The following is a 22,531-nucleotide window of genomic DNA, read 5'->3' on the forward strand; positions in this document are numbered from 1 at the left end:
CGCAAGTTGACACGCCCCGGCATTGCCGTCACGGCATGCCGGGGCGATTGTTTTGAACGAAACGCTCAGAACGACGGCAACCCCGGCGGATTGGTCTCCGCCCGCGCGATCGCCTCGCTCTGCAAGCCCCAGCGCGCCAGCGCCTGCCCGTAGCGGCCGTTGCCGATCAGCGCGTTGGTCGCGAGCGTCAGCGCGGGCGCGAGCCCGCTGCCGCGACGCGTCGCGATCGCGACATCCGCATTCGCCGGCCAGCCCGCATTGACGACACCGACGCGGCGGATCTTGCCGCTGCGCGCGGCCTCGTACGCGAGCGACGCGTTCGGGTTCAGCTCCGCATCGGCCCGGCCCGACAGCAGCGCGACGCGCGCCGTTGCATCGTCGTCGAAATAGAGCAGCTCGGCCGGCTTCAGCCCCTGCGCGACGTTGCGCTTGCTCCATTCGAGCAGGATGCGCTCCTGGCTCGTGCCGGCGCCGGTGATGATCCGCAAACCCGCGATGTCCTTCGGCTCCGCGATCTTCGCGATCGGGCTGCCGGTGCGCACGTAGAAGCCGTGCAGCCCGAGCCGGTAGGTCGTGAAATCGTATTTCTCCTTGCGCTTCTCGGTCACGCCGACGTTCGAAATCACCGCGTCGTACTTGCCGGACGTCAGCCCGAGCGGCCAGTCGGCCCAGGCGATCGGAAGCAGCACGAGCGTGCGGCCGAGCGCGTCGGCGACCAATTGCGCATAGTCGGGATCGGCGCCGACCACGGTGCGCGCGTCGGTCGCATAGGTCGATACGGGCGGCGCGTGTGGCGAAATCGCGACCGTGAACGCGCCGTCGCGCACCCAGTGGTAGCCGCTTGCCGCGCGGATGGCCGCGTCGTCGGGGCCGGCGCGCAGGCGGCCGGCCTGGCGCGGGTCGAGATCGGCCGTCGCGGCAGCCGCGCGTGCCGCATGCCACGGCAGGCCCGATGCCGCGACCAGCGCGGCCGTGATGAACTGGCGTCGATCGGTCATCGTGCGGCATCTCGCAGGTGGGAAGTGGCGCGCATCACAGCACCCGCGACAGGAACGCTCGGGTGCGCGGATGCGACGGCGCATCGAGCACGGCGGCGGGCGGCCCGGCCTCGACGATACGCCCGCGTTCCATGAACAGCACGTTGTCCGCCACCTCGCGTGCGAAGCCGATCTCGTGCGTGACGATCACGAGCGTCGTGCCCGAGCGCGCGAGCTCCTTGATCACGTCGAGCACTTCGTTGACGAGTTCGGGATCGAGCGCCGACGTCGGCTCGTCGAACAGCAGCACCTTCGGCCGCAATGCGAGCGCCCGCGCGATCGCGACGCGTTGCTGCTGGCCGCCGGACAACTGGCGCGGATACGCATCGGCCTTGTCCGCGAGGCCGACCCGCGCGAGCAGCGTGCGCGCGGTGTGCTCGGCCGCGTCGCGCGTCACGCCGGCGACGGCGACCGGCGCTTCGACCAGGTTCTCGAGCACCGTCAGGTGCGGGAACAGGTTGAAGTTCTGGAACACCATGCCGACGGCCGTGCGCCGCTTCAGCACGTCGCGTTCGTTCAATTCGTGCAGCACGTCGCCGTCGCGGCGATAGCCGATCAGCTCGCCGTCGATGTCGATGAACCCGTCGTCGACGCGTTCGAGATGATTGATCGTACGCAGCAGCGTCGACTTGCCGGAGCCCGACGGCCCGACGATCACGGTCACGCTGCCGCGCGGCGCGACGAACGACACGTTGTCGAGCACGCGCTGCATGCCGAACTGCTTCGACACGCCATGCACGGCCACTTCGCCGCCGGTGCGCGACACGGCGGCCGCGGTATCGGTGCGGGTGTCGCCTGCGGCCTGCGCGCTCGATGCCGCACGGCGCGACGCGACACGCCGCCACAGCCCGCCGATGCGCGCGAGCGCGAACGTGACCACCGACGGCGGCGGATTGCGCAGCGCGCCGCGTGCATAGTGCCGCTCGACCTGCACCTGGATCGCGGACAGCACGGTCAGGATGATCAGGTACCAGACGGTCGCGACCATCAGCAGCGGAATCACTTCGAGGTTGCGGCGATAGATCACCTGCACCGTGTAGAACAGCTCCGGCATCGCGAGCACGTACACCATCGACGTGCCTTTCGCGAGCGTGATCAGGTCGTTGAACGCGGTCGGCAGGATCGCGCGCATCGCCTGCGGCAGCACGATCCGCGACGTTTGCCGGCCGCGCGGCAGCCCGAGCGCGGCGGCGGCTTCGAGTTGCCCCTGGTCGACCGCGAGAATGCCGCCTCGGATCACCTCCGCGGAAAACGCCGCATGGTTCAGCGTGAGGCCGAGCACGGCCGCGAGGAACGGGCTGATGAGGTCGGTGGTCGGCGTGTCGAACCACACGATGTCGGTGAACGGCACGCCGAGCCGCACGTGCTCGTACAGGTAGCCGAGGTTGTTCAGGATCAGCAGCAGCACGATCAGCGGAATCGAGCGGAACAGCCACACGAAGATCCACGCGCTGGCGGACAGCAGGCGCGAACGCGACAGCCGGGCCAGCGCGACGAACGCGCCGAGCACGAAGCCGAACACCGCGCCGAGCAGCGTCAGCACCAGCGTGCGCGCGAGCCCCGACAGCACCGGCGGCGACAGGAACCATTCAGCGAACACCGGCCAGCCCCATTGCGGATTGCCGAGGATCGAATGCAGCGTGATCGCGATCAGCACGAGCGCGAGCACGCTGCCGGCCGTGCGCGTCCGGTGGCGCGCGGGCACGATCCGCACATGCGTGCCGGGCTCGCGTGCGCCGGGGGAAGAGAGCGGCGGCAGCGCGCCGCCGAGATGGGTCGTGTCGCTCATGTCGTGGATTCCTCGAATCGATCGATCGGCGGGCGCGCCGCGCCGTGCATGGGCGGCGCGGTGGCGTCAGGCGTGCGCTTCGGCGGCCGCTTCTTGCGCGGAGCCGGGCGTCGCGTAGCGGCTCGCCTTGCGCGGCAGACCGAGGTGGTCGCGCAGCGTGGCGCCGGGCAGGTCGCGGCTGTAGCGGCCGCGCGCCTCGAGCACCGGAATCACGAGTTCGATGAAATCGTCGACGCCCTGCGCCTGCACCGGAAAACCGAGGATGAAGCCGTCGCCGGCGCCCGCGTCGTGCCAGCGGATCAGCTCGTCGGCGACGTGCTCGGCCGTGCCGATGAAGTTCGGGCGCGGCGTCGCGACCGCCAGCGCCGTCTCGCGCAGCGACAGGCCTTTCTGTTTCGCATCGGCCTTGATGCGGTCGGTGGTCGAGCGGAAGCTGTTGCGGCCGAGCTCGCCGAGTTCCGGGAACGGTGCGTCGAGCGCGTACTGCGTGAAATCGTGGTGATCGAAATAGCGGCCGAGATACGCGAGCGCCTCGTCGATCGTCAGCAGGTCGCGGATCGCCTGATATTTGTCCTCCGCTTCCGCGGCCGTGCGGCCGACGATCGGCCCCACGCCGGGGAAGATCTTCACGTCGCCGGCCTGCCGCCCGTGCTCGATCGCGCTCTGTTTCACGCGCTGCGTAAATGCGGCCGTTTCGTCGATCGACGGCGAATGCGTGAACACGGCATCCGCGTATTTGCCCGCGAGGCCGATCCCGGTGTCGGACGAGCCGGCCTGGAAGATCACCGGCTGCCCCTGCGGCGAGCGCTGGATGTTCAGCGGGCCCGCGACCTGGAAGAAGCGGCCGTGATGATCGAGCGTATGCAGCTTGTCGCGATCGAAGAAGCGGCCGGTCGCACGGTCGCGCACGAATGCGTCGTCGTCCCAGGTGTCCCACAGGCCCTGTACGACCTCGAGGTATTCGTCGGCGATCTCGTAGCGCAGCTCGTGATCCGGGTGCGCCTTGCCGTAATTCTTCGCGGTGCCTTCGAGCGGCGTCGTCACGACGTTCCAGCCTGCACGCCCGCCGCTGATCGCGTCGAGCGACGCGAGCTGGCGCGCGACCGTGAACGGCTCGCTGTACGACGTCGAGATCGTGCCCGCGAGCCCGATCTTCTTCGTCGCGACCGCGAGCGCCGACAGCACGGTCAGCGGCTCGAAGCGGTTCAGGAAGTGCGGGATCGACTTCTCGTTGATGTAGAGGCCGTCCGCGACGAACGCGAACGCGATGCCGGCGGCTTCCGCCTTGCGCGCGACGCCGATCGCGAAGTCGAGGTTGATGCTCGCGTCGGGCGGGTTGCTCGGATGCCGCCACGCGTTCATGTGGCTGCCTGCGCCTTGCAGCATCAGGCCGAAGGGGATCGATCGTCGGGTCGTCATGATGGGAGCGTCACGCGTTCTGGTCAGGGGAGAGGGAGCGGCCGGCCGCGAGGGCCGCCTGCAACGGAGTGGTTGACAGCGCGCCGCCGAGCCATTCGGCCGACGCGAGCCGCGCCGCGTAGTCGGACACCGGCGAATCGATCACGAACGCATCGACGTCGAGCCGCCGGCTCAGCGCGTCGAGCGCGCGGTGCACGCGTTCGGGCGTATCGGCCAGCACCGTCGGGCGCAGCTCGTCGATCCGGTAGTCGGACGCGCCGCTTTGCCGCGCGAATTCCGCGGCCGCCTGCGCGCTGGCGAGGTTGAAGCTCTGGCCGCCCGCGAACTGCAGCTTGAAGATCTTCAGCGGCCCGATCAGTTGCTCGGCCGCGTCGCGCGTCGGCGCGGCGACCGCGTACAGCGCGACGAGCGGCTTCTGGCCGCCCGCGCGGCGGTAGGCGTCGAGCGAGCGTTCGAGATTCGCGTCGTCGCCGTTGAAATGGCCCGCGTAGCAGAAGCGCCAGCCGTGGCGCGCGGCGAGCGCGCCGCTGTCCGGCGAGCCGCCGAGCAGGATGCGTTCGGGCAACTGCGGCGGCACCGGCATCGCGACCGCGCCGGCGAGCGGATGATCTTCGGCCACGCCCCAGCCGAGGAACGCGTCGAGCTCCGCGAGCTGCCCCGCGAAATCGGGCTTGCGCGCCTTGTCGTGGAACCACTGCAGCGCGCGCGTGGTCAGCGGCAGCCCGCCGGGCGCCTTGCCGATGCCGAGGTCGACGCGGCCCGGCGCGAGCGCGGCCAGCAGCTTGAACGTCTCGGCCACCTTGAACGGGCTGTAGTGCTGCAGCATCACGCCGCCCGAGCCGATGCGGATGCGCGACGTGTGCGCGAGCAGGTGCGCGACGACGACCTCCGGCGCCGAGCTGGCGAAACCGGGCGTGCCGTGATGTTCGGCGACCCAGAAGCGCGCGTAGCCGAGCTGTTCGGCGCGTTGCGCGAGCGTCGTGGTGAAGCGCAGCGCATCGGCGGCGGTCGCGCCGTCGGCGATCGGACTCTTGTCCAGCAACGAAAGCGAATAAGACATGGTGAGCGGCGTTCCTGCGTGAGCGTGGATGGACGGTTGCGGGCGCGCGGCGCTCAGCTCTTCGGCAGCCCGGGCGGATTCGTGCGCGACTGGTCGATCGCTTCGGACGCGAGGTTCCAGCGGTCGAGCACCTGCTGGTAGCGGCCGCTCTTGATCAGTCCGTTCAGCGCGACGGTCAGCGGCTCGGCGAGGCCGCTGCCGCGGCGCGTCGCGATCGCGATGTCGGCCGTGCGCGGCCAGCCGCCGCTGATCGCGCCGACGAGCCGCGTCTTGCCTTGCTGCGCGCTTTGATACGCGAGCACCGAGTTCACGCTGAACACCGCGTCCGCCCGGCCCGACTGCACGGCGACGATGCGCATCGCCTGGTCGTCGTAGTACTGGATCTGCACGGGTTTCAGCCCGTGCGCGACGTTCTCGCGGTCCCAGGCGAGCAGGATCTTTTCCTGGTTGGTGCCGGCGTCGGTCACGATGCGCAGCCCCGCGACGTCCTTCGGCTCGCGGATCGCCTGGATCTTGCTGTCGTTGCGCACGTAGAAGCCGACCTGATCCTTGCGATAGGTCGAGAAATCGAACTTCTGCTTGCGCTCCTCGGTGACGGTCACGTTCGAGATCACCGCGTCGACTTTCCCCGATTCGAGCGCCAGCGGCCAGTCGGCCCACGCGAGCGCGACGATCTTCAGCTTGCGGCCGAGGCTGTCGGACACGAGCTGGCCGACGTCGGCGTCGAAGCCGATCACCGTGCGTGCGTCGGTTGCATACGAGCTGATCGGCGGCAGGCTCGGCGCGATGCCGATCGTCAGCGTGCCGGAATCGGCGAACTTGAACGACGCGGGCACCGCGCGCTCGACCGCCGCATCGGCCGCGCCACGCGGGCGGCCGCGCTGCTCGGGACTCAGGTCGAACGTCGCGGCGGACGCGGCCGTGACGGCGGCGAAGGCGCTCAGGCCGATCAGCGCGGTGGCCAGCGTGCGCACGGCACGGGATGAAAGCGGTACGGCTCGATGCATGAAAACGTCCTGTCGTGGAAGCGTGGAAAGCGGAATCGGTGACGTGAAATGCGGGACGCCGTGCGCTCAGCGCGGCAGCACCGGTTCGGGCACGGGCGCCCACAGGTCGGCCAGCGTCGACGTGCGCGACGGATCGACGAGATCCTTGCCGAAACGCAGGTGGAAATACGCTTCGGGATCGATCGACGAATCGAACAGCCGCGTATAGCCGGTGCGGTCGTACAGCGCCCACGCTTCGGGCTGGCGAAAGCCGGTGGTCAGGTAGAGGCGGCGGTAGCCCTGCTGCGCGGCGCGCAGTTCGAGCGCTTCGACGATGCGCCGCGCGAGGCCCTGGCGGCGCAGGTCGGTGTGTGTCCAGATGCGTTTCAGTTCGGCGGTCTGCGCGTCGTAGCGCTTGAACGCGCCGCCGCCGATCGTCTCGCCGTCGCGCAGCAGCAGCACGAATGCGCCTTCGGGCGGCGCGAACAGTTCGGCCGGGTAGCGGGCGAGTTCGTCGCGGGCCGACGCGCGGCTGTCGGGGCGGTACGCGTTGTAACGGGTCGAATATTCGTCGATCAGCGCGTCGATCAGCGGCTGCGCGCGGACGTCGAGCGGCGTCGTGTCGATGATGCGGTCGTTCGTGGCCATGGGCATCGCGAAGGGCGCGCGATGCGGACGTTCCTGGCGGGGTGCAGGCACGCGGCCCGTCCGGTCTGTTCCGTTATCGCGACGCAGTTGTCGTGATGGCGGCGGCTGTCGTGCTTCGTGCGATGCATCCGGCGTGCCGCCGCCGTTTTGAACACGTTAGCGGCGCGGCCGGCAAAGGCGAACGAAGCAATTTCGATAAGGATTTCGCGGGAGGTGGAAGAAGGCTTGCAGGGGGAGTGGGGTAGGGCGAACGGGCGTGGCGGGGAGCCGTGTCCGTTTGAAGTGTGGGCGACGTCGATGACCGCCGCGGATCGGCAGGGGGCGAGTGCCAGGCGCGACCCGCCGCCATGGTGGCGGCGGTCCTCCTCGAATCGTCGCGTCGGCGCAAAGCCCCGCCGTCGCGGGGCGATGACCCGCGACGACGACGGCGTTCAGGCTGCTGCCGCCTGATGCATCGAGTCGCGCTGTTCGCCACCCAGGATCTCGACGAGACTGGTCAGCATCCGCGCCAGTTCACCCGTCATCAGCGTGAAATCTGAGTCGAAGCGTTCATCGTCATTCTGCGCGGTCGGATCCGCCGCCTCCTTGATCACGTCGAGCGGCGTGACACGCTTGATCGTCAGCGACGGTGTCAGCACGAACGAGATCCGGTCATCCCAGGTCATCGCGAGGCGCATGCATTGCTTGCCGGCTTCGATGTGCCGGCGCATGTCGTTCGCTTCAAGCGCGTGGCCGACGTATCGCACCGTGGCGCCGCCTTCGCCGCTCGAGCGCAACTCGGCGTCCTGGTCCACGGTGAATCCGCCCGGCGCGTCGCCGGACAGCAGCCAGTCCGTCATCGCGGCGACCGGCGAACGCGTCACCTGAACGCCGGCGAGCGGCAACTGGTCGATCGATTTGACGAGCAGGCTGCGAACGTCGTCGGCAAGCGCCTGGGCAGCCGCATCGATGACGAGCCAGCCGTTCGCCGTGTCGATCCACACGCGGGTATCGCGGCGAATGCTGAACGCGCGCGGCAGCAGTTCGTCGGTCACCTGTTCCTTGAGTTCGCGCAGTTGTTTCCGGCCGACCTTGAAGCCCTGCTGCTCTTCGACTTCGAGCGCACGCGCTTTGGTCACCTGATTGACGACCGACGCCGGGAGCAGCTTCTTTTCGGTACGAAACAGCAGCAGCATCTGCCGGTTGATCGAATACACGAGCGCGCCGTCGTCACGCGGCGACGCCCATCCGGCGCGCTGCATTTCGACGCTGCTGCCCGGCTGGAACGCGTGAGGCGCCAGCCATTTTTCCATCTGGTCGGGGGTAACGGCCCAAGGTGCCGGAAGACGATGAAGCTGAAGGTTCTTGAACCACATAGGCGTACGGGCAAAGCGCGTCATTCTATATGACGGGGAGCGCTCGCGGCCACGAAGCGTCACTCGCCGAGGCAATCATCCGGATCGCCGGTGCTCCGATTGGGCTCTGCCCGAGTTATTCTTCAATTTTTCATTACAGACGATCCTGCCCGTCGCATTTGGCTACCTGGCGATTGCGCTCCGTGTCCCGTTGCTATTGGGCGTCTCGGCCATTCTCTACAACGAAGGCAAACTTCGCGAGCAACTTGCTCTCGGCGCAGTGGCAGCCGTAGGCGTCGCACTTCTGTTCATGGGATGAAAAATGATGGATGTACCGTATTTTTCCCAATGGGAGTCCAGGACCCTGATCTCACGATTCCTGTCGCGCGAACTGCGCGCCGAGGAAGATCCGCTCTGGCGTAACTCTGGTGCCAGCAGCCCGGACGAGTATGCGCAATGGAGCCCACACATTTGCGGCATCGCGTGCCTGAAGATGTTGCTGGCACATCGCACCGCGCGAGTGGTGCCGCTGTTGGAACTCGTGCGTGAGGCCATCACCTTCGGTGTCTATCAACCGGAGATGGGCGACACAGGAAAGCGCCTGCTCTACCGACCATTCGTAAGCTGGATCCGCGAACGCTTTCAGATTGAAGGTCGTGTCGTCGAGCATATGGAATCGTCTACGGTCGAGAACAGTTTGCGTGACGGATATATGTTCATGGCGTCTGTTCATCCTGGCATCCGGCATGCCGGGTTTGAGCCTCCCTCCCGCGGCGGGCACCTTGTCCTGGTGCTTGGCGTCGATCCCGCGACCGACGAGTGGGTTTTCCACAATCCGTCAGGCTTTGAACATGACACGCAGGAAAACGTATCGATGCAACGCCGTGCATTCGATCGCTATTTCGCAAGCAGGGGGATTTTGATTGCGCCATAAACGCGCAAAAGGCGGCATCAAGATTGATGACAATGGCAGCCATTCCAACAAACGGGAAAAACAATGATGACTTCCGGCGACGGCCTGACCAGCCCTGCGCGGCTCCTGCGGCTCGCGTCATGGGTGATTGCGATCATCTTCGCGGTCTTTCTGAACATGCTCGGCAGTCTCGTGATCCGCGACATGGCGTTTGCCCCGAGCGGTGGCCCGCCGGTCGTCGAGCAATTCGCCGATGCGCCGGCAAAAGCACGGCTGGACGCGGCGCGGCGCCAGCTGCTGGCGCAGCGCGACGCGCTTGCCGAGAAGGCCGACACGATGGAAGTGGCGCGCAGCCGCGCCGCGAAGGAGTACGCGGCCGAGAAGGAAAGTTTCCGCAACTGGCTGGCAACCCGCGCGGTGACGGGAGACGGTGCGCGGGACCCGGACATTCTGGCGAGAACGCGCAAGCTGGATACGCTCCAGGCAGTGGTGGTCAACTGGCAGCATCAGATCGATGCGATCGGCGACCAGCAACGGGCACTGGCATCGCAGCAGACTCAGGTCGACACGCAAATCGCCGAAGCGGACGCAGCAGCCGAACGGCGCTTCGACGAAGCAACCCGGCACTACGAGATGCAGGTGTTCGGGCTGAGGCTTGCGCTGACGTTGCCGATCCTGCTGGTTGCGACCTGGCTGTTCATCCGCTACCGCAAGGCGCGCTACTGGCCGTTCGTGTACGGTTTCGGCCTGTTTGCGCTGAGTGCGTTTTTCATCGAACTGGTCCCGTACTTGCCGAATTTCGGCGGCTATGTCCGGGTCCTGGTCGGCATCGTGCTCACGGTATTCGCCGGTCTTTACATGATGAAGGCATTTCAGCGCTATGCCGAACGCAAGCGGCTCGAATTGCAGCAGGACCAGGGCGAACGCGCGCGCACGATCGGATACGAAAAAGCCGTGCGGTCACTCGAGAAAAAGCGCTGCCCGTCATGCGACAAACAATGGAATCTCGGCGGCGACGACTCCACGTTCTGCGTGCATTGCGGATTGAAACTTTTCAATGTATGCGAATGCGGGGGCCGGAATTTCTTCTTCTTCCCGCATTGCCATCAATGTGGCGTGGCGCAGGGAAATGAGTCGCCGGTGTCATCCGACTGACGGTCAGCGCGTACGCACCGGCGTCGGCGTACGACGTACGACGGTCGTGAACGCGTCCGTCGGGTTCGTCACTCGATGACACGCGGCGGCGTCGACAACTCCGCCAACTGAAACAGACAATCCCCGCGCCGCACCTGCGCGGGTACACGCTTGCACACCACCTCGCCATCGCCGTTGAACCGGTGCAGCACCGGTTCGCGCAACGGCGTATCGGGGAAATGCACCCACGCGGCCGGCTGCCCGGCCTTCACCTGGTCGCCGAGTTCGACGAGCGGTTCATACAGCCCGCGCTCGTACGCATAAACGAAATGACGATCGCCGTCGACGCGCATGAAGCGCGTGACGGTCGGCGGCGCGTCGGGCACGAGCGCGCCGTGCAGCAGCCCGATATAGCCGAGGTAATGCAGCAGCCCGTGGCGGCCGAGCCGGATCAGCGACGGATCGGCCATGCCGGCGCCACCGAGTTCGGTGACGATCGAGATCGCGCCTTGCCGGCGCGCGGCCGACGCCGAATGCACGGGATTCGGCGCGTGCAGCAGCGCATTCTGCAACCCGAACGCAACCAGCAGCCCGTTGAGTTTCTCGGCTTCGTCCGCGTCGAGCGGATCGATCGCGAGCATGTTGCCGCCCTGGTACAACAGCGAGCTGCCGCCCGAATGCAGGTCGACCAGGTACTGCGCGCGCGACAGCAGCGCGTGCTCGATGTAGTGGGCGATCATCTGCGTCGGCGTGCCGGTCGGGTCGCCGGGGAAGCTGCGGTTCAGGTTGCCCTCGTCGAGCGGCGACACGCGCTGGCCCGCATCCGCCGCCGGGAAATTCGCCATCGGCAGCAGGATCAACTGCCCGCTGACCATGTCCGGCTCGATCTCGCGCATCAGTTGCGACACGATGATCTGGCCTTCGTACTCGTCGCCGTGGTTGCCGGCCATCACGAGCGCGACCGGGCCGTCGCCGTTGCGGATCGATGCGATCGGGATCGGCAGCCAGCCGTAGGCGGAGCGGTGCACGGAGTGCGGCAGCCGAAGGTAGCCCGCGTGCTTGCCTTGCGCGTCGAGATCGATTTCGCAGTGAATGGGATTTCGGGGAGAGGAGGAGGCGGTCATGGCGGTATCGTTCGATGAACGGAATCTGCCATCTTATAGGGGAAACCGGCACCGCGCGGCGCGCCGGGCGGGATCGACCGGGATGCGCGTGACGGCGGACGGGCGCGTTGCCGGGCCTTGCCGGGCCGATACGCGCGACCGCGCGATGTTGCAGCGATGAACGCATGCCGGCGCGCCGGCCAACTGCATTCACGTGTCGGATTTCGCGCCGAGCCCTTGTCGCGACAGGTCCGGCGCGTGCAACGGGCTTACCGGCCGGATGTTTCAGCTTCGAGACGTCCTTCTTCCCACAGTGCCCAGAAACGGCTGCCGGCGCGATACGGATTCGCGCGCCGCGCGGCGTGATCGGCGACGCCCTGGCGAAACGCGCCGTACAGCGTGAGCGGCGGATTGTCGATGCATTCGGCTTCGTACGCGGCCGGCATCCGGCGGTCGGACACGAGCCGGCGGATCAGCAATGCGCCGTCGATCACAGCCTGTTCGTCGATGATTTCGGTTCGTGCGAGGACGTCGACGGTATTCATGTTGGGCTCCCTGAAACGTTCTTTCCCCATCAAGGAGCAATAAGAGTGCCAGCGACGAAATGCAGGCCGCGGCCGCGATCGTGCGGGCTTCTGCCGTCATCGTGCTGCGTGCCGGGCGGCGATGTTACGGAACACGTCACGTGACACGCGAACGCGCGGCGCCACGTGCGAACCGGCAAAACGTTGCGGGATTGAATCGTCGGGAGGAGGCGACAGGCACGGAAAGAGCGGATGCGGGCGTGGTGCGCGCGTCGCCGGCTCAGCTTGCGGTGGCCGGCGCCATGCGGCGGCTGCCGCTCGAATAGAAGCAGTAGATGCCCTTGCCGGCCGACTTCGCGTCGTACAGCGCGCTGTCGGCCTGCCGGATCAGCTCGTCGGGCGAGCCGTGCCCGTCGTCGAGCGCGATGCCGATGCTGATGCCGATGCAGACGGTCTCGCCGATCGACAGCGCGTACGGCGCCGAAATCTGCCGGATGATCCGCGCGGCGAGGATCGAGCACGCGTGCATCGTCGTGTCGTCGATCGCGACGACGAATTCGTCGCCGCCGATGCGCGCGGCGAGCTCGCCCGGCGGCAGCGTCTTGCCGAGCCGCTCGGCGACCTGCGTGAGCACTTCGTCACCGGCCTGGTGGCCGAAGCGGTCGTTGATCGACTTGAAACCGTCGAGGTCGAGATACATGACCGCGAACGCGGGGCTCGGCAGCCGCGGCCGGCGTGCGAGCATCCGCTTGAGCTGCGCATGCAGTTCGTGGCGATTCGGCAAACCCGTCAGCGCGTCGTGCCGCGCGAGGTGGCGGATGTGCTGTTCGGTCCGGCGGCGCGCGGTGACGTCCTCGACGATGATCACCGCGTTGCCGTCCGGCACGCGGTGGCGCGTCAGTTCGAGCTGGCGGCCGTCGGCGAGCGCGATGTCGAGCGGCCCGGGCTCGTGGCGGCTCAGCCAGCTGTCGCACTGCGCGGCGAGGCCGGCGCCGCCGGGATCGGTCACGGCATGGGCGCCGAGCGCGGCGACGACCGCCGGCAGCGGCGTATCGAGCATAATCTCGCGCGGCGAGCCGAACAGCTGCGCGGTGCGCCGGTTCGCGACGATCACGCGGCTGTCGCCGTCGATCATGCACAGGCCGTGCGGCATGTAGGTGAGGGCGGCGTCGAAGCGGGCGACGAGTTCGGCGTTGCGCTGGCGCGCGGCGATCAGCGCGACGAGCACGCGGTAGTGGCGCTGCACGACCGTGCGCATCGCCGCGAGATAGATCGCGAGCGGCGGCACCAGCAGCCACGCGCCCGGCCGAGGGGCCAGCAGCGCACCGACGCCGATCGGCAGCACGCCGAGCGCGACCTGCGTCATCGCGAGCCGCGGCAGCGCCGAATTGCGCGACGCGATCCCGCCGAACACGCCGCCCGCGACCATCACGGACAGCGTGCCGAGCTCGACGTCGGCGGCCTGCACGCAGCCCATCACGCCGAGGCCGAGCACGAAGCACGCGACGAGCGACACCGGCGCATAGCGCCTCGCCCAGTATTCGGCGCGATCGTCGCCGGCGTTGCGCCGCACCGTGTACGCCCGTGCGATCGACAGGCGCGCCATGAGCAGGCCGACGTCGGCGACGAGCCACGCGAGGCACCACAGCTGCTGCAGCCGGAGCAGCGCGACGGCCGCGACGAAACCGCTCGCGAGCCCGGACAGCGCCATCGGGCGCACGTCCTCGAACAGCGTCACGAGCATCGACGGACGCAGCGCGGCCGTCACGCGGTGGTTGCCGGAAGGGGGAGTGGCGAGAACGGAGTTCAGGAGAGACGCCCTGACTGCCATGGTTGTCGACCTCGACACGATGTCTCGATGGCTGGCGGCGCCCGCACGGCACGTGGCGGACGCCCGGCCGAGCCGGATGCGCACGACATTACCACGAAAAACCGGCGGCGCGGGCCGGCTGGCAGCGCCGCGCATCGCGTCGAACGCCAGTCGTCAACCACGGCTGCGGGAGGCTTGCGGATTCGGCGGCGCGAAGGCAGCATCGTTGCGAACGGAACGATGTACGGCGGCCGACCGGAGACCGGCCGCGATGGGTGGCGTACGGGTTCGCCGGGCGTTGTCGATGCCGGCCGAAGCCGGACGCGACGGCATCCGGCCGTACGCAAACGGCCAACGGATCGCCCCGCGACCACCCGCCGCAGGCCGGCTGAATCTCGTTATAAGAAATCCAATAAGTATTTCATGCGGGAAATACTATGGGCGATATATCTAAAACAATGCCAGAATGCGCGCCGCTCCGAACGCCGCGACACCCGATCGCCGTCCGAGCCGCCTCAGGAGGTTCCCCCAATGAAAAACCACGGCCTGTCACGGCGGGGTTTTCTGAAAGCCAGCGTGCTGGCGGGCGTCGCGGTCTACGTCGCGCCCATCGGCAGCCGCGCATTCGCGGCGCTCTTCGAAGAAAAACTCCTCACCCCGGTCAAATGGGATAGCGTCACCGGCATCCCCCAGTTCCGCATCGACGGCATCGCGAAGGTCACGGGCTCGAAAGTGTTCGCCCGCGACGTGCGCGCCGCCGACATGCCGCACTGGCCGCAGCAGCAGTCGCACGCGCTGATCCTGCGCGTCACGCAGGCCGACCGCACGTACGAAGGCTTCGACCTGTCGCTGCTCGGCGACGAGCTGAAGCCGGACCGCGTGGTGACGGCCGACGATCTCGCGCGAGACGGCGTCGCGTTCCCGGCGTTCTACGGCGACGACATGCTGTTGCCGCCCGGCAAGACGCCCGCGTATCTCGGCCATGCGGTCGCGATCCTGATCTATCACGACTTCGCGCGCTTCCGCTTCGCGAAGAACGCGCTGAAGTTCCGCGACGACGTGATCCGCTACGGCGCGGTCACGGGCCCGCTCGAGCGCGATCCGTGGGGCACCTTCCGCTACGTGCGGGTGGGCGGCAAGACGGCCTATGACGACGACGTCTATTCGAGCCTGAAGGACGCGCCGATCTTCCCGAGCATGATGCGCAAGCACCTGCCGGTCTGGCCGGACGGCAAGGAGCACGGCAAGCTCGACGAGCAGGGCATGTTCCTGGCCGGGCAGATCGCCGGCGAGCTCGACCATCCGTCGGCCGACTGGCTCGTGTTCGACCGCGAATACAACACGCAGTCGGTCGATACCGCCGCGCTCGAGCCCGACAACGCGAACTGCTGGTACGACGCCGCGACGCAGTCGCTGCATCTCGTCGTGCCGACCCAGTCGCCGCTCGAAGTGTCGGAGAGCGCGGCCGCGATGGTCGCGAAGTGCCGCTTCCCGGTGAAGCAGCTGTTCGTGCATCCGTGCTATACGGTCGGCTACGGCTCGAAGGATCACTTCAACGTGCCGTTCTACGGCCTCGTCTGCGCGCTGTACGCGGACGGCCGCCCGGTGCGTTTCGCGAACGACCGCTACGAGCAGTTCCAGACGTCGCTGAAGCGTCACGCGTTCAAGATGCATTACCGGATCGCGGTCGACCGCAACACGGGCCTGCTGCAGTCGTTCAAGGGCGACTTCGAGGCGAACGGCGGCGGTCGCTCGAACTTCTCGCCGTCGGTCGCGATGGTCGGCGCCACCGCCGCGCAATCGATCTACTACTTTCCAAAGAGCGACCTCGCGGCCGTTGCGATCGCGTCGCGCGCGATCGACGCCGGTTCCGCACGCGGCTACGGCACGCTGCAGAGCATGGCCGCGACCGAGATGGCGGTCGACGAGATCGCCGCGCAACTGAACATCGACCCGATCGAGTTCCGGCTGCGCAACGCGCTGCGTTCGGGGATGAAGAACACACAGGGCGCGATTCCCGCGGGCGCGCTGCGCGTCGACGAAGTGCTGGAACGCGCGAAGCAGCATCCGCTGTGGACGCGCCGCACCGCGCGCAAGGCCGAATTCGAGGCCGCGCATCCGGGCAAGCGCTACGGCGTCGGCTTCGCGTGCGTGCAGAAGGATTTCGGCACGGGTGCCGAGGCCTCGTTCGCGAAGGTCGAATTCGACGAGCACGGCAAGGTGTCGCTGCATCACACGGCGGCCGAGATCGGCACCGGGATGTCGACGTCGCAGGCCGTCGCGGTCGCGAAATGGCTCGGCCGCCCGGCGACCGACGTGCGCGTGGCCCTGACCGAATGGCCGGACCTGCCGGTCGAGACGAGCGGCGATCCGTACCTGATGTCGCAGGCCGACCAGGACCGCCTGAGCGCGAATCCGCGCTGGTCGCCGGGTTATGCGTCGCCGTCGAGCGCGACGAACTCGGCGTACTACTTCACGCACAGCACGCGCGAAGCCGCGCGCGCCGTGTTCCGCTACGGGCTGTGGCCGGCCGCGATGTCGATCTGGACGCGCGGCCTCGGCGGCGGCCAGGCCGCGCCGTACACGATTCGTATCGAGGATGCGCGCTGGGTCGACGGCAAGCTGACCGCCGACGGCCTCGAGCCGCTGACGTTCGAGCAGCTCGCGAAGCAGGCGCATGCGCTCGGCCTGCCGACCGGCGCCGTCGTGCACGTGTTCAACCGCTGGCAGTGGACCGACGCCGAATTCGAGGTAGGCGGCGCGGTCGAGCGTCTGCCGATCGACGGGCTGTCGCTGCGTGTCGGCGCGCCGAAGACGGGCGCCGACGACGGCCCGGTGCCGGGCACCGCCGCACCGGCCGGCGCGACCGCGCTGCGCGGCACGCTGCCGCCGACCGCGAACGGCTATCGCGTGCTCGATCGCAAGCGCGTGTTCATCCCGCCGACGAGCCGCAACAACGCGGCCGTCACGTACTACACGGCGGTCGGCACGCTCGTCGAGCTGGCCGTGCACGAAGCGACCGGCAAGGTCGAGCTGCTCACGCACCACTCGATCATGGAATGCGGCAACCAGATTTCGCCGCAACTCGTGTCGGGCCAGTTGCAGGGCGGTCTCGCGATGGGCATCGGTCATGCATTGCACGAGTACCTGCCGCTCTACGAGGACGGCCCCGGCAACGGCACGTGGAACTTCAACCGCTACCAACTGCCGCGCGCGTCCGACGTCGCCGTCTGGACCCAAACGGGCGACGTGCTGCCGCCGCTGTCCGAGACCGATCCGCCGAAGGGCGTCGCCGAAGTGGTGATGATCCCCGTCGTCGGCGCGATCGTGAACGGCATCGCGCACGCGATCGGCCATCGTTTCACCGACCTGCCGGTGACCCCGCAAAAGATTCAGGAGGTGCTCGCATGACGACCGCCCAAACCGCGGCTTCGGCCGCGAGCGCCGGCGCGGCTGCGACCGGCGCTTCCGCACCGGCGGCGGCTTCGGCCGCACCGGCGTCCGCTCCTGCGGCACCCGCTGCGCCGGCATCGGCACCGGCTGCCGTCGAACGTCCGCTCGTCCGGTTCCAGCAGAAGCCGCTGTCGGTCAGGATCAACGGCAAGGCCGTCGGCCCGATGCAGGTACCGGAAGGGCTGATGATGATCGAGTTCCTGCACGAGTACGTGGGCCTCACCGGTTCGCGGCTCGGCTGCGGGCAGGGCATCTGCCACGCGTGCGTCGTGATCGTCGACAAGCCGGACGGCACGAGCGAGGAAATGCGCACCTGCATTACCGGCGCGCACTTCTTCCACGGCCGTTCGATCCGCACGATCGAAGGCCACGCGAAGCGCAACGAAGCCGGCGAAGTGGTCGAGCTGTCGCCGATCCAGCAGAAGTTCCTCGAGCACTTCAGCTTCCAGTGCGGCTACTGCACGCCGGGCTTCGTCAACGCGGCGACCGTGCTGATCGAACGCCTGAAGCGCGAGCCGATCGCGAAGGCCGACGTGGAACGCACGATCACCGACGCGCTCGACGCGCATCTCTGCCGCTGCACGGGCTATGTCCGCTACTACGAAGCCGTCAAGGACGTGGTGCTGACGACGCCGGGACTCGTGAAGGACGCCGCATGAAACGCACACTCGCTCATCGCGTCGCGCGGGCCGCGGGCCTGCCCGCGCTCGCAGCGGCCTGCGCGCTGCTGCTCGCCGCCTGCGGCGGCCACGACGCGCCGGCGTCGAGCGCGGCGTCCGGCGCGCCCGGCGCCGACCCTGTCGCACGCGGCCGCTATCTCGTCAAGGCCGCCGACTGCGCGGCGTGCCACACCGCGAAGGACGGCGCGCCGTTCGCCGGCGGCGCGGCGCTCGAATCGCCGTTCGGCACGTTCTACGGCTCGAACATCACGCCCGACAAGGATCACGGGATCGGCAGCTGGAGCGCGGACGACTTCTATGCCGCGCTGCACGACGGCAAGGCGCCGGGCAAGCGCCTGTATCCGTCGATGCCGTACACGTCGTACCGGCAGCTCACGCGCGCCGATGCCGACGCGATGTACGCATACCTGATGACGGTCAAGCCGGTCGCGCAGGAAAACCGCGCGCACGACCTGAAGTTCCCGTACAACCTGCGCTTCGGCATGGTGTTCTGGGACATGCTGTTCCTGAAGGACAGCCTGCCGGATGCGTCGGCCGGACAATCCGCCGACTGGCAGCGCGGCCGCTATCTCGCGGGTGCGCTCGGCCACTGCGCGGAATGCCACACGCCGCGCGCGTTCACGGGCCAGCTCGACGGAGCGAAGCCGTTCGCGGGGGCCTCGCTCGGCCGCGTGGCCGCGCCCGACATCACGCCGGCCGGCCTCGCCGCGCGCGGCTGGACGGGCACCGACCTGCAGACGTTCTTCGGCGTCGGCATCGCGCCGCAAGGCTCGGCGTTCGGCGAGATGTATCCGGTCGTGCACCTGAGCACGCAGTACCTGACGAAGGACGACCTGCGCGGGCTGTCGACGTACCTGCTCGGCGATACGCCGCCCGCGCCGCAGCCGGTGAAGCCGGTATCGGCCGATGCCGCGCAACTGGCGGCCGGCCGCTCGGTGTATCTCGCGGTGTGCGCGGGCTGTCACGGCTTCAACGGCGAAGGCAAGCCGCACGTGGCGGTGCCGATGAACGGCAACTCGACGGTGCGCCAGGGCGACTCGCGCAACCTGCTGGTCGCGATGCTCGACGGCATCGACGAGCAGAAGTTCGCCGGTTTCGAAAACCTGCAGCCGATGCCGGGTTTCGCGCACACGCTGAGCGACGACGAACTCGCGCAGCTCGCGAACTACCTGCGCGCGACGTGGGGCGGCCAGCCCGCGAGCGTCACGCCGGCCGAGGTGAAGGCGATGCGCTGAGTCGTGCCCCGGGGCGGGGCGTCGCGCGCGAGGCAGCCGGTTTCCGGCGCTCGCCCGCGATGCGTCGCCCCGTTTTCCTTGTGGCGGCGCGTCAGTAGCCGCCGCCCCCTCCGCCACCGCCACCACTGCCGCCCGAGCCGCCGTACCGGCTCATGCCGGGCCCTTGCGACACACCGCTGCCCGACGACGTACAGCCCGCCGACAGCACGAGCACCAGCGCCGCGATCAGCGCCGCAGCCAACGTTGCCGATTTCATTGGAATCTCCTTGCAGCGCGCAGGCCATAGAAAAGGCGGTTCGCGTGAACCGCGCGTCTGCGCGATGACAAGACGTTTCGGCGGGGCGTTTATTCCATGCTTTTTGCGTATCGCCGCAGCGGCGCAGGGATCAACGATAGACGAGATCGGCGCGGCGGTTCTGCGCCCACGATTCCTCGTCGTGGCCGAGCGCGACCGGCTTTTCCTTGCCGAGGCTGACCGCCTCGAGTTGCGTCGCCGGCACGCCGAGCGTTTCAAGCGTGCTCGCCACGGCCTGCGAGCGGCGCTGGCCGAGCGCAAGGTTGTATTCGGACGTGCCGCGCTCGTCGGTGTTGCCCTGGATCAGCACGCGCCGCGCCGGGTGGCTGCGCAGGTAATCGGCGTGCGCCTGCAGCAGCGACTGGAATTCGGGCTTCACGGAGTACTGGTCGAAATCGAAGTAGATGCTGCGCTTGGCGAGCGGGCTGTTCGGATTGTTCAGATCGTCGGCCGTCACCGTCGCGACGGTTTCGCTCGAGGGCTCCGGCGCCGCGGCGGCATTCTCGGGCGTTTTCGCCGCGTGGTGACAACCGGCCAGCAGGACGAAAGTTGCCAGGACCGCAATTCGGTTCATTTTGCTCATCGTTCTTCCCCAGCGGTTGACTGCATTGAAAGCGTGGCGCGTGCCGTTTCGTCTGCACGCAGCTGTCCGGCCGCCATGGCGCGAAAGGTCCGGCTCCGTTGCCGTGATGCAGGCTCGTAAGCCGATGGTGCGCCAGATGAAAGAATGTTGCGACCGGAACGCCGGATCGCGGCGTCGCTGCAAACAGATTAGGAAAAATGTCACAACGTGCCCAGTTTCTCCGCATTTTTTGCGCAAACGCGACAGTCGGGAGGCATTCTTGCTTCCGCACAAGCGGTGTGCGGTACGCGCGGCATGCCACGGCGGAAAAAGGCCGCGCACGGGGCGCGACCTTGTCAGTGCCGGTCACGGAGAGCGGGTGATGCGGGGAGCACTCGCCGGATGCCGTCGGTCGGCCGCGTGACGCCGCAGCGCACGCCGCCTCGTCAGAACTTGTGCCGCAGCCCCAGCGCGATGACGGCCTGGTTGCTGTTCGCGGAAGGCGTCAAGGTCCAGACGGTCGCGTTGAACGCCGGATTGCCGTTGCCGCCGCTCACGCTCTGGTACGTGCCTTCGAGATACGCATCCGTGCGCTTCGACAGCGCATAGTCGGCCTGCGCGACGACCTGGTTCCATTTCGGGCGCGTCTGGCCCGTGCGGGTGTCGAAGCGGCCCATCGTATACGTGTACGCGGCGGCGACGCTCAGCGCACGCGTGACGAAGTAGCGCCCGTCGATCGAGAAGTTGTCGAACACCAGCGATTCGCCCTTCAGCGGCGCGATGTTGCCGCCCTGGAGCACGCCCGTCACGCCGTCGGTGGTCGAATGCGACCACGCGGCGCCGACCGAATGCGGCCCGAACGCATAACGCCCGGCCATTGCCCAGATCTGCTGGTTGCCGCCCGTGATCGTCGCCGAGCCGTCGACCGTGCTCAATGCGCCGTCCGGGTTCGGCGCGTGGCGGTCGCGGCTGATCTTCAGGTAGCCGGCGCCGAGCTTCAGCGGCCCGTTCGCATACGACACGCCCGTGCTCCACACCGCGTTGTTGGAGAACTGGCCGGCCGTGTTCGAGAATCCCACCATCGCGCCGAACCTCAGCCCGCGAACCGTCGGGCTCGTGTACTTCACCGCGTGGTTGATGCGCAGGTTGCGGTTCGAATCGTCGTTGTCGTACGGGTGGACCGCGAGGTTGCCGCCCCAGCCGGGGCCGGACGCGCCGAGCGGCGTCACGAAATCGAGGATCAGGTCGTACTGGCGGCCGAAGGTCAGCGTGCCGGCCGTCTGCGAACTCACGCCGATCCACGCCTGGCGGCCGAACAGGTCGACGCCTTTCTGCGACAGCTTGCCGGTGGTGCCCGAGAAGCCGTTTTCGAGCGTGAAGACCGCGGCCAATCCGCCGCCGAGATCCTCGCGGCCGTGCAGCCCCCAGCGCGACGCGTTCAGTGCGCCGCTCGTCATCGCGACGCTGCCGCCGCCGGGCGAGCCGGCACCGCGTGTGCGCTGGTGGGTCGAGTAGGTGATCGACGTGTCGATCAGGCCGTACAGCGTCACGCTGCTCTGGGCAAGCGCGACGCCCGGGATGAAGCCGGCTGCGCAGGCCGCGATCACGGTCCGCGGGATTGCGCCGGCAACGCGGCAGCGACGGACGGCATGCGGTGCGGCAACGCGAGTGCCGGCCTGCTGGCCAGTTTTATAGGAATACATAGGATTTTTTATCGTTGGTCTCCGGCCCGATCGCCGGTGGGTCGCATCGGCGCGCCGGCCGACGGATCGAGCGGCCATTATTGGAGATCGGGCGGCGGTCGATTAAGGCGTTGCACAGGAAAGGTCCTCTGCGGAATCGCTCGGAATCGCGATGCGTCGACTGCGGACGGCGGACGGGCATCGCCGCGATGGCCGCCCCGCGCTCAGGCGTCGACCAGCCGGTGCATCGGCGGCGCGGCCGCCGCGCCGGTCGCGCCCGGCTCGCGCGTGATCGCGAAGAGCAGCGCATCGGCGGCGGCCAGCCCCTGGTTGGGGCGCGGCTCCCAGTTCGTGAGCCGGCCTTCGAACCGGAAGCCGAGCCGCGTGAGCGTGCCGGCGGCAGCGCCTTCCGGCGCGCAATACGCATGAATGCGGCACAGCGCCGGCTGGGCCAGCAGCCAGCGCAGGAGCTTGAGCAGCGCGGTGAGACACGCCCGCCGGCGCCGATGACCGTCGAGCCGGCTGATCACGACGCCGATCTCGGCGCGCGGCGGCTCGGGCCGCAATTCGATCGCGGCGAGCAGCGTGCCGCCGGCGGCGTCCTCGAGCGCCCACGTGTAGCGGCATCCGGCGTGCCAGGCCGCGTCGCAGCCGGCGATGAACGCCTGCGTTTCGGCGACGTTCGCATGGGTGCGCATCGGCAGCCACGCCGTCACGCCGGGATCGCCGAGCAGGACCGCGAACAGGGCCGGCGCATCGTCCGCGCGAAACGGGCGCAGCCGCACGGTGCCGGCCTCGATGACGCGCGGGACCGCGAAGCGGGGCGCGGCGGCCACCGGCATGGACGGGCCAGGTGTGGCGCACATG

19 protein-coding genes are annotated in these 22,531 nt (G+C 68.2%); 5 read left to right on the forward strand and 14 right to left on the reverse strand.

From position 1 onward, the window contains the following. Positions 1 to 65 precede the first annotated feature (65 nt). From HWX03_RS20235 to HWX03_RS20265, 7 genes are all read right to left on the reverse strand, one after another. A complete protein-coding gene (locus HWX03_RS20235; protein ID WP_175872423.1) occupies positions 66 to 998 on the reverse strand; it encodes an ABC transporter substrate-binding protein in 933 nt (310 codons plus the stop codon). 34 nt (positions 999 to 1,032) lie between these two features. Beyond that, the gene (locus HWX03_RS37245) at positions 1,033 to 2,826 is read right to left on the reverse strand and encodes an amino acid ABC transporter permease/ATP-binding protein (protein WP_175872424.1); all 1,794 of its coding nucleotides are present in this window, start codon (positions 2,824 to 2,826) and stop codon (positions 1,033 to 1,035) included. Positions 2,827 to 2,892: 66 nt separating this feature from the next. Beyond that, positions 2,893 to 4,245, reverse strand: a complete 1,353-nt coding sequence (locus tag HWX03_RS20245; protein WP_175872425.1) for an LLM class flavin-dependent oxidoreductase — start codon at positions 4,243 to 4,245, stop codon at positions 2,893 to 2,895. A 10-nt stretch (positions 4,246 to 4,255) separates the two neighbouring features. Continuing rightward, complete coding sequence (locus HWX03_RS20250) at positions 4,256 to 5,305, reverse strand: LLM class flavin-dependent oxidoreductase (RefSeq protein ID WP_175872426.1); 1,050 nt, start codon at positions 5,303 to 5,305, stop codon at positions 4,256 to 4,258. A 53-nt stretch (positions 5,306 to 5,358) separates the two neighbouring features. Continuing rightward, positions 5,359 to 6,312 (reverse strand): ABC transporter substrate-binding protein, encoded by a 954-nt coding sequence (locus HWX03_RS20255; protein ID WP_175823859.1) that lies wholly within the window; start codon positions 6,310 to 6,312, stop codon positions 5,359 to 5,361. Between the two features lie 66 nt (positions 6,313 to 6,378). Further along, on the reverse strand, positions 6,379 to 6,939 hold the full coding sequence (locus HWX03_RS20260) for a GNAT family N-acetyltransferase (RefSeq protein WP_175872427.1): 561 nt from the start codon (positions 6,937 to 6,939) through the stop codon (positions 6,379 to 6,381). 431 nt (positions 6,940 to 7,370) lie between these two features. Next, positions 7,371 to 8,294 carry a recombination-associated protein RdgC gene (locus HWX03_RS20265; protein WP_175872428.1) on the reverse strand — a complete coding sequence of 308 codons (924 nt, stop codon included), beginning with the start codon at positions 8,292 to 8,294 and terminating at the stop codon, positions 7,371 to 7,373. 301 nt (positions 8,295 to 8,595) lie between these two features. Here HWX03_RS20265 and HWX03_RS20270 point away from each other — a divergent pair, with 301 nt between their 5' ends. Beyond that, a complete protein-coding gene (locus HWX03_RS20270) occupies positions 8,596 to 9,207 on the forward strand; it encodes a C39 family peptidase (protein ID WP_175872429.1) in 612 nt (203 codons plus the stop codon). A gap of 63 nt (positions 9,208 to 9,270) precedes the next feature. Beyond that, a complete protein-coding gene (locus HWX03_RS20275) occupies positions 9,271 to 10,341 on the forward strand; it encodes a zinc ribbon domain-containing protein (protein WP_175872430.1) in 1,071 nt (356 codons plus the stop codon). A gap of 68 nt (positions 10,342 to 10,409) precedes the next feature. Here the strand turns inward: HWX03_RS20275 and HWX03_RS20280 are convergent, their stop codons facing one another. From HWX03_RS20280 to HWX03_RS20290, 3 genes are all read right to left on the reverse strand, one after another. Further along, the gene (locus tag HWX03_RS20280) at positions 10,410 to 11,444 is read right to left on the reverse strand and encodes a succinylglutamate desuccinylase/aspartoacylase family protein (RefSeq protein ID WP_175872431.1); all 1,035 of its coding nucleotides are present in this window, start codon (positions 11,442 to 11,444) and stop codon (positions 10,410 to 10,412) included. Between the two features lie 248 nt (positions 11,445 to 11,692). Further along, the gene (locus HWX03_RS20285; protein WP_174430802.1) at positions 11,693 to 11,968 is read right to left on the reverse strand and encodes a hypothetical protein; all 276 of its coding nucleotides are present in this window, start codon (positions 11,966 to 11,968) and stop codon (positions 11,693 to 11,695) included. A 259-nt stretch (positions 11,969 to 12,227) separates the two neighbouring features. Next, a complete protein-coding gene (locus tag HWX03_RS20290; RefSeq protein WP_175872432.1) occupies positions 12,228 to 13,778 on the reverse strand; it encodes a sensor domain-containing diguanylate cyclase in 1,551 nt (516 codons plus the stop codon). Positions 13,779 to 14,288: 510 nt separating this feature from the next. Here HWX03_RS20290 and HWX03_RS20295 point away from each other — a divergent pair. The 3 genes from HWX03_RS20295 to HWX03_RS20305 are packed head-to-tail and all read left to right on the forward strand — an operon-like array spanning position 14,289 to position 19,125. After that, positions 14,289 to 17,168, forward strand: a complete 2,880-nt coding sequence (locus tag HWX03_RS20295) for a molybdopterin cofactor-binding domain-containing protein (protein WP_175872433.1) — start codon at positions 14,289 to 14,291, stop codon at positions 17,166 to 17,168. Beyond that, positions 17,165 to 17,869, forward strand: coding sequence for a (2Fe-2S)-binding protein (locus HWX03_RS20300; protein ID WP_175872434.1), 705 nt, complete (start codon positions 17,165 to 17,167; stop codon positions 17,867 to 17,869). The genes HWX03_RS20295 and HWX03_RS20300 overlap by 4 nt, the downstream gene beginning before the upstream one ends. After that, positions 17,866 to 19,125, forward strand: a complete 1,260-nt coding sequence (locus HWX03_RS20305; protein ID WP_175872435.1) for a cytochrome c — start codon at positions 17,866 to 17,868, stop codon at positions 19,123 to 19,125. Before HWX03_RS20300 ends, HWX03_RS20305 begins: the two co-directional genes overlap by 4 nt. A gap of 91 nt (positions 19,126 to 19,216) precedes the next feature. Here HWX03_RS20305 and HWX03_RS20310 read toward each other — a convergent pair whose 3' ends face one another. The 4 genes from HWX03_RS20310 to HWX03_RS20325 form a co-directional block, all read right to left on the reverse strand. Continuing rightward, the gene (locus HWX03_RS20310; protein WP_174386611.1) at positions 19,217 to 19,381 is read right to left on the reverse strand and encodes a hypothetical protein; all 165 of its coding nucleotides are present in this window, start codon (positions 19,379 to 19,381) and stop codon (positions 19,217 to 19,219) included. Between the two features lie 130 nt (positions 19,382 to 19,511). Then, positions 19,512 to 20,003: a peptidoglycan-associated lipoprotein Pal gene (pal, locus tag HWX03_RS20315; protein ID WP_174430796.1), complete on the reverse strand. Its 492-nt coding sequence runs from the start codon at positions 20,001 to 20,003 to the stop codon at positions 19,512 to 19,514. Between the two features lie 425 nt (positions 20,004 to 20,428). Further along, entirely contained in the window at positions 20,429 to 21,685 is a 1,257-nt protein-coding gene (locus tag HWX03_RS20320; RefSeq protein WP_175872436.1) for a porin, read from the reverse strand. Between the two features lie 203 nt (positions 21,686 to 21,888). Then, a complete protein-coding gene (locus HWX03_RS20325) occupies positions 21,889 to 22,530 on the reverse strand; it encodes a GNAT family N-acetyltransferase (protein WP_175872437.1) in 642 nt (213 codons plus the stop codon). Position 22,531: the final 1 nt, after the last annotated feature.

Source organism: Burkholderia sp. BCC0397, from assembly GCF_902832865.1.
Classification (GTDB): Bacteria; Pseudomonadota; Gammaproteobacteria; order Burkholderiales; family Burkholderiaceae; genus Burkholderia.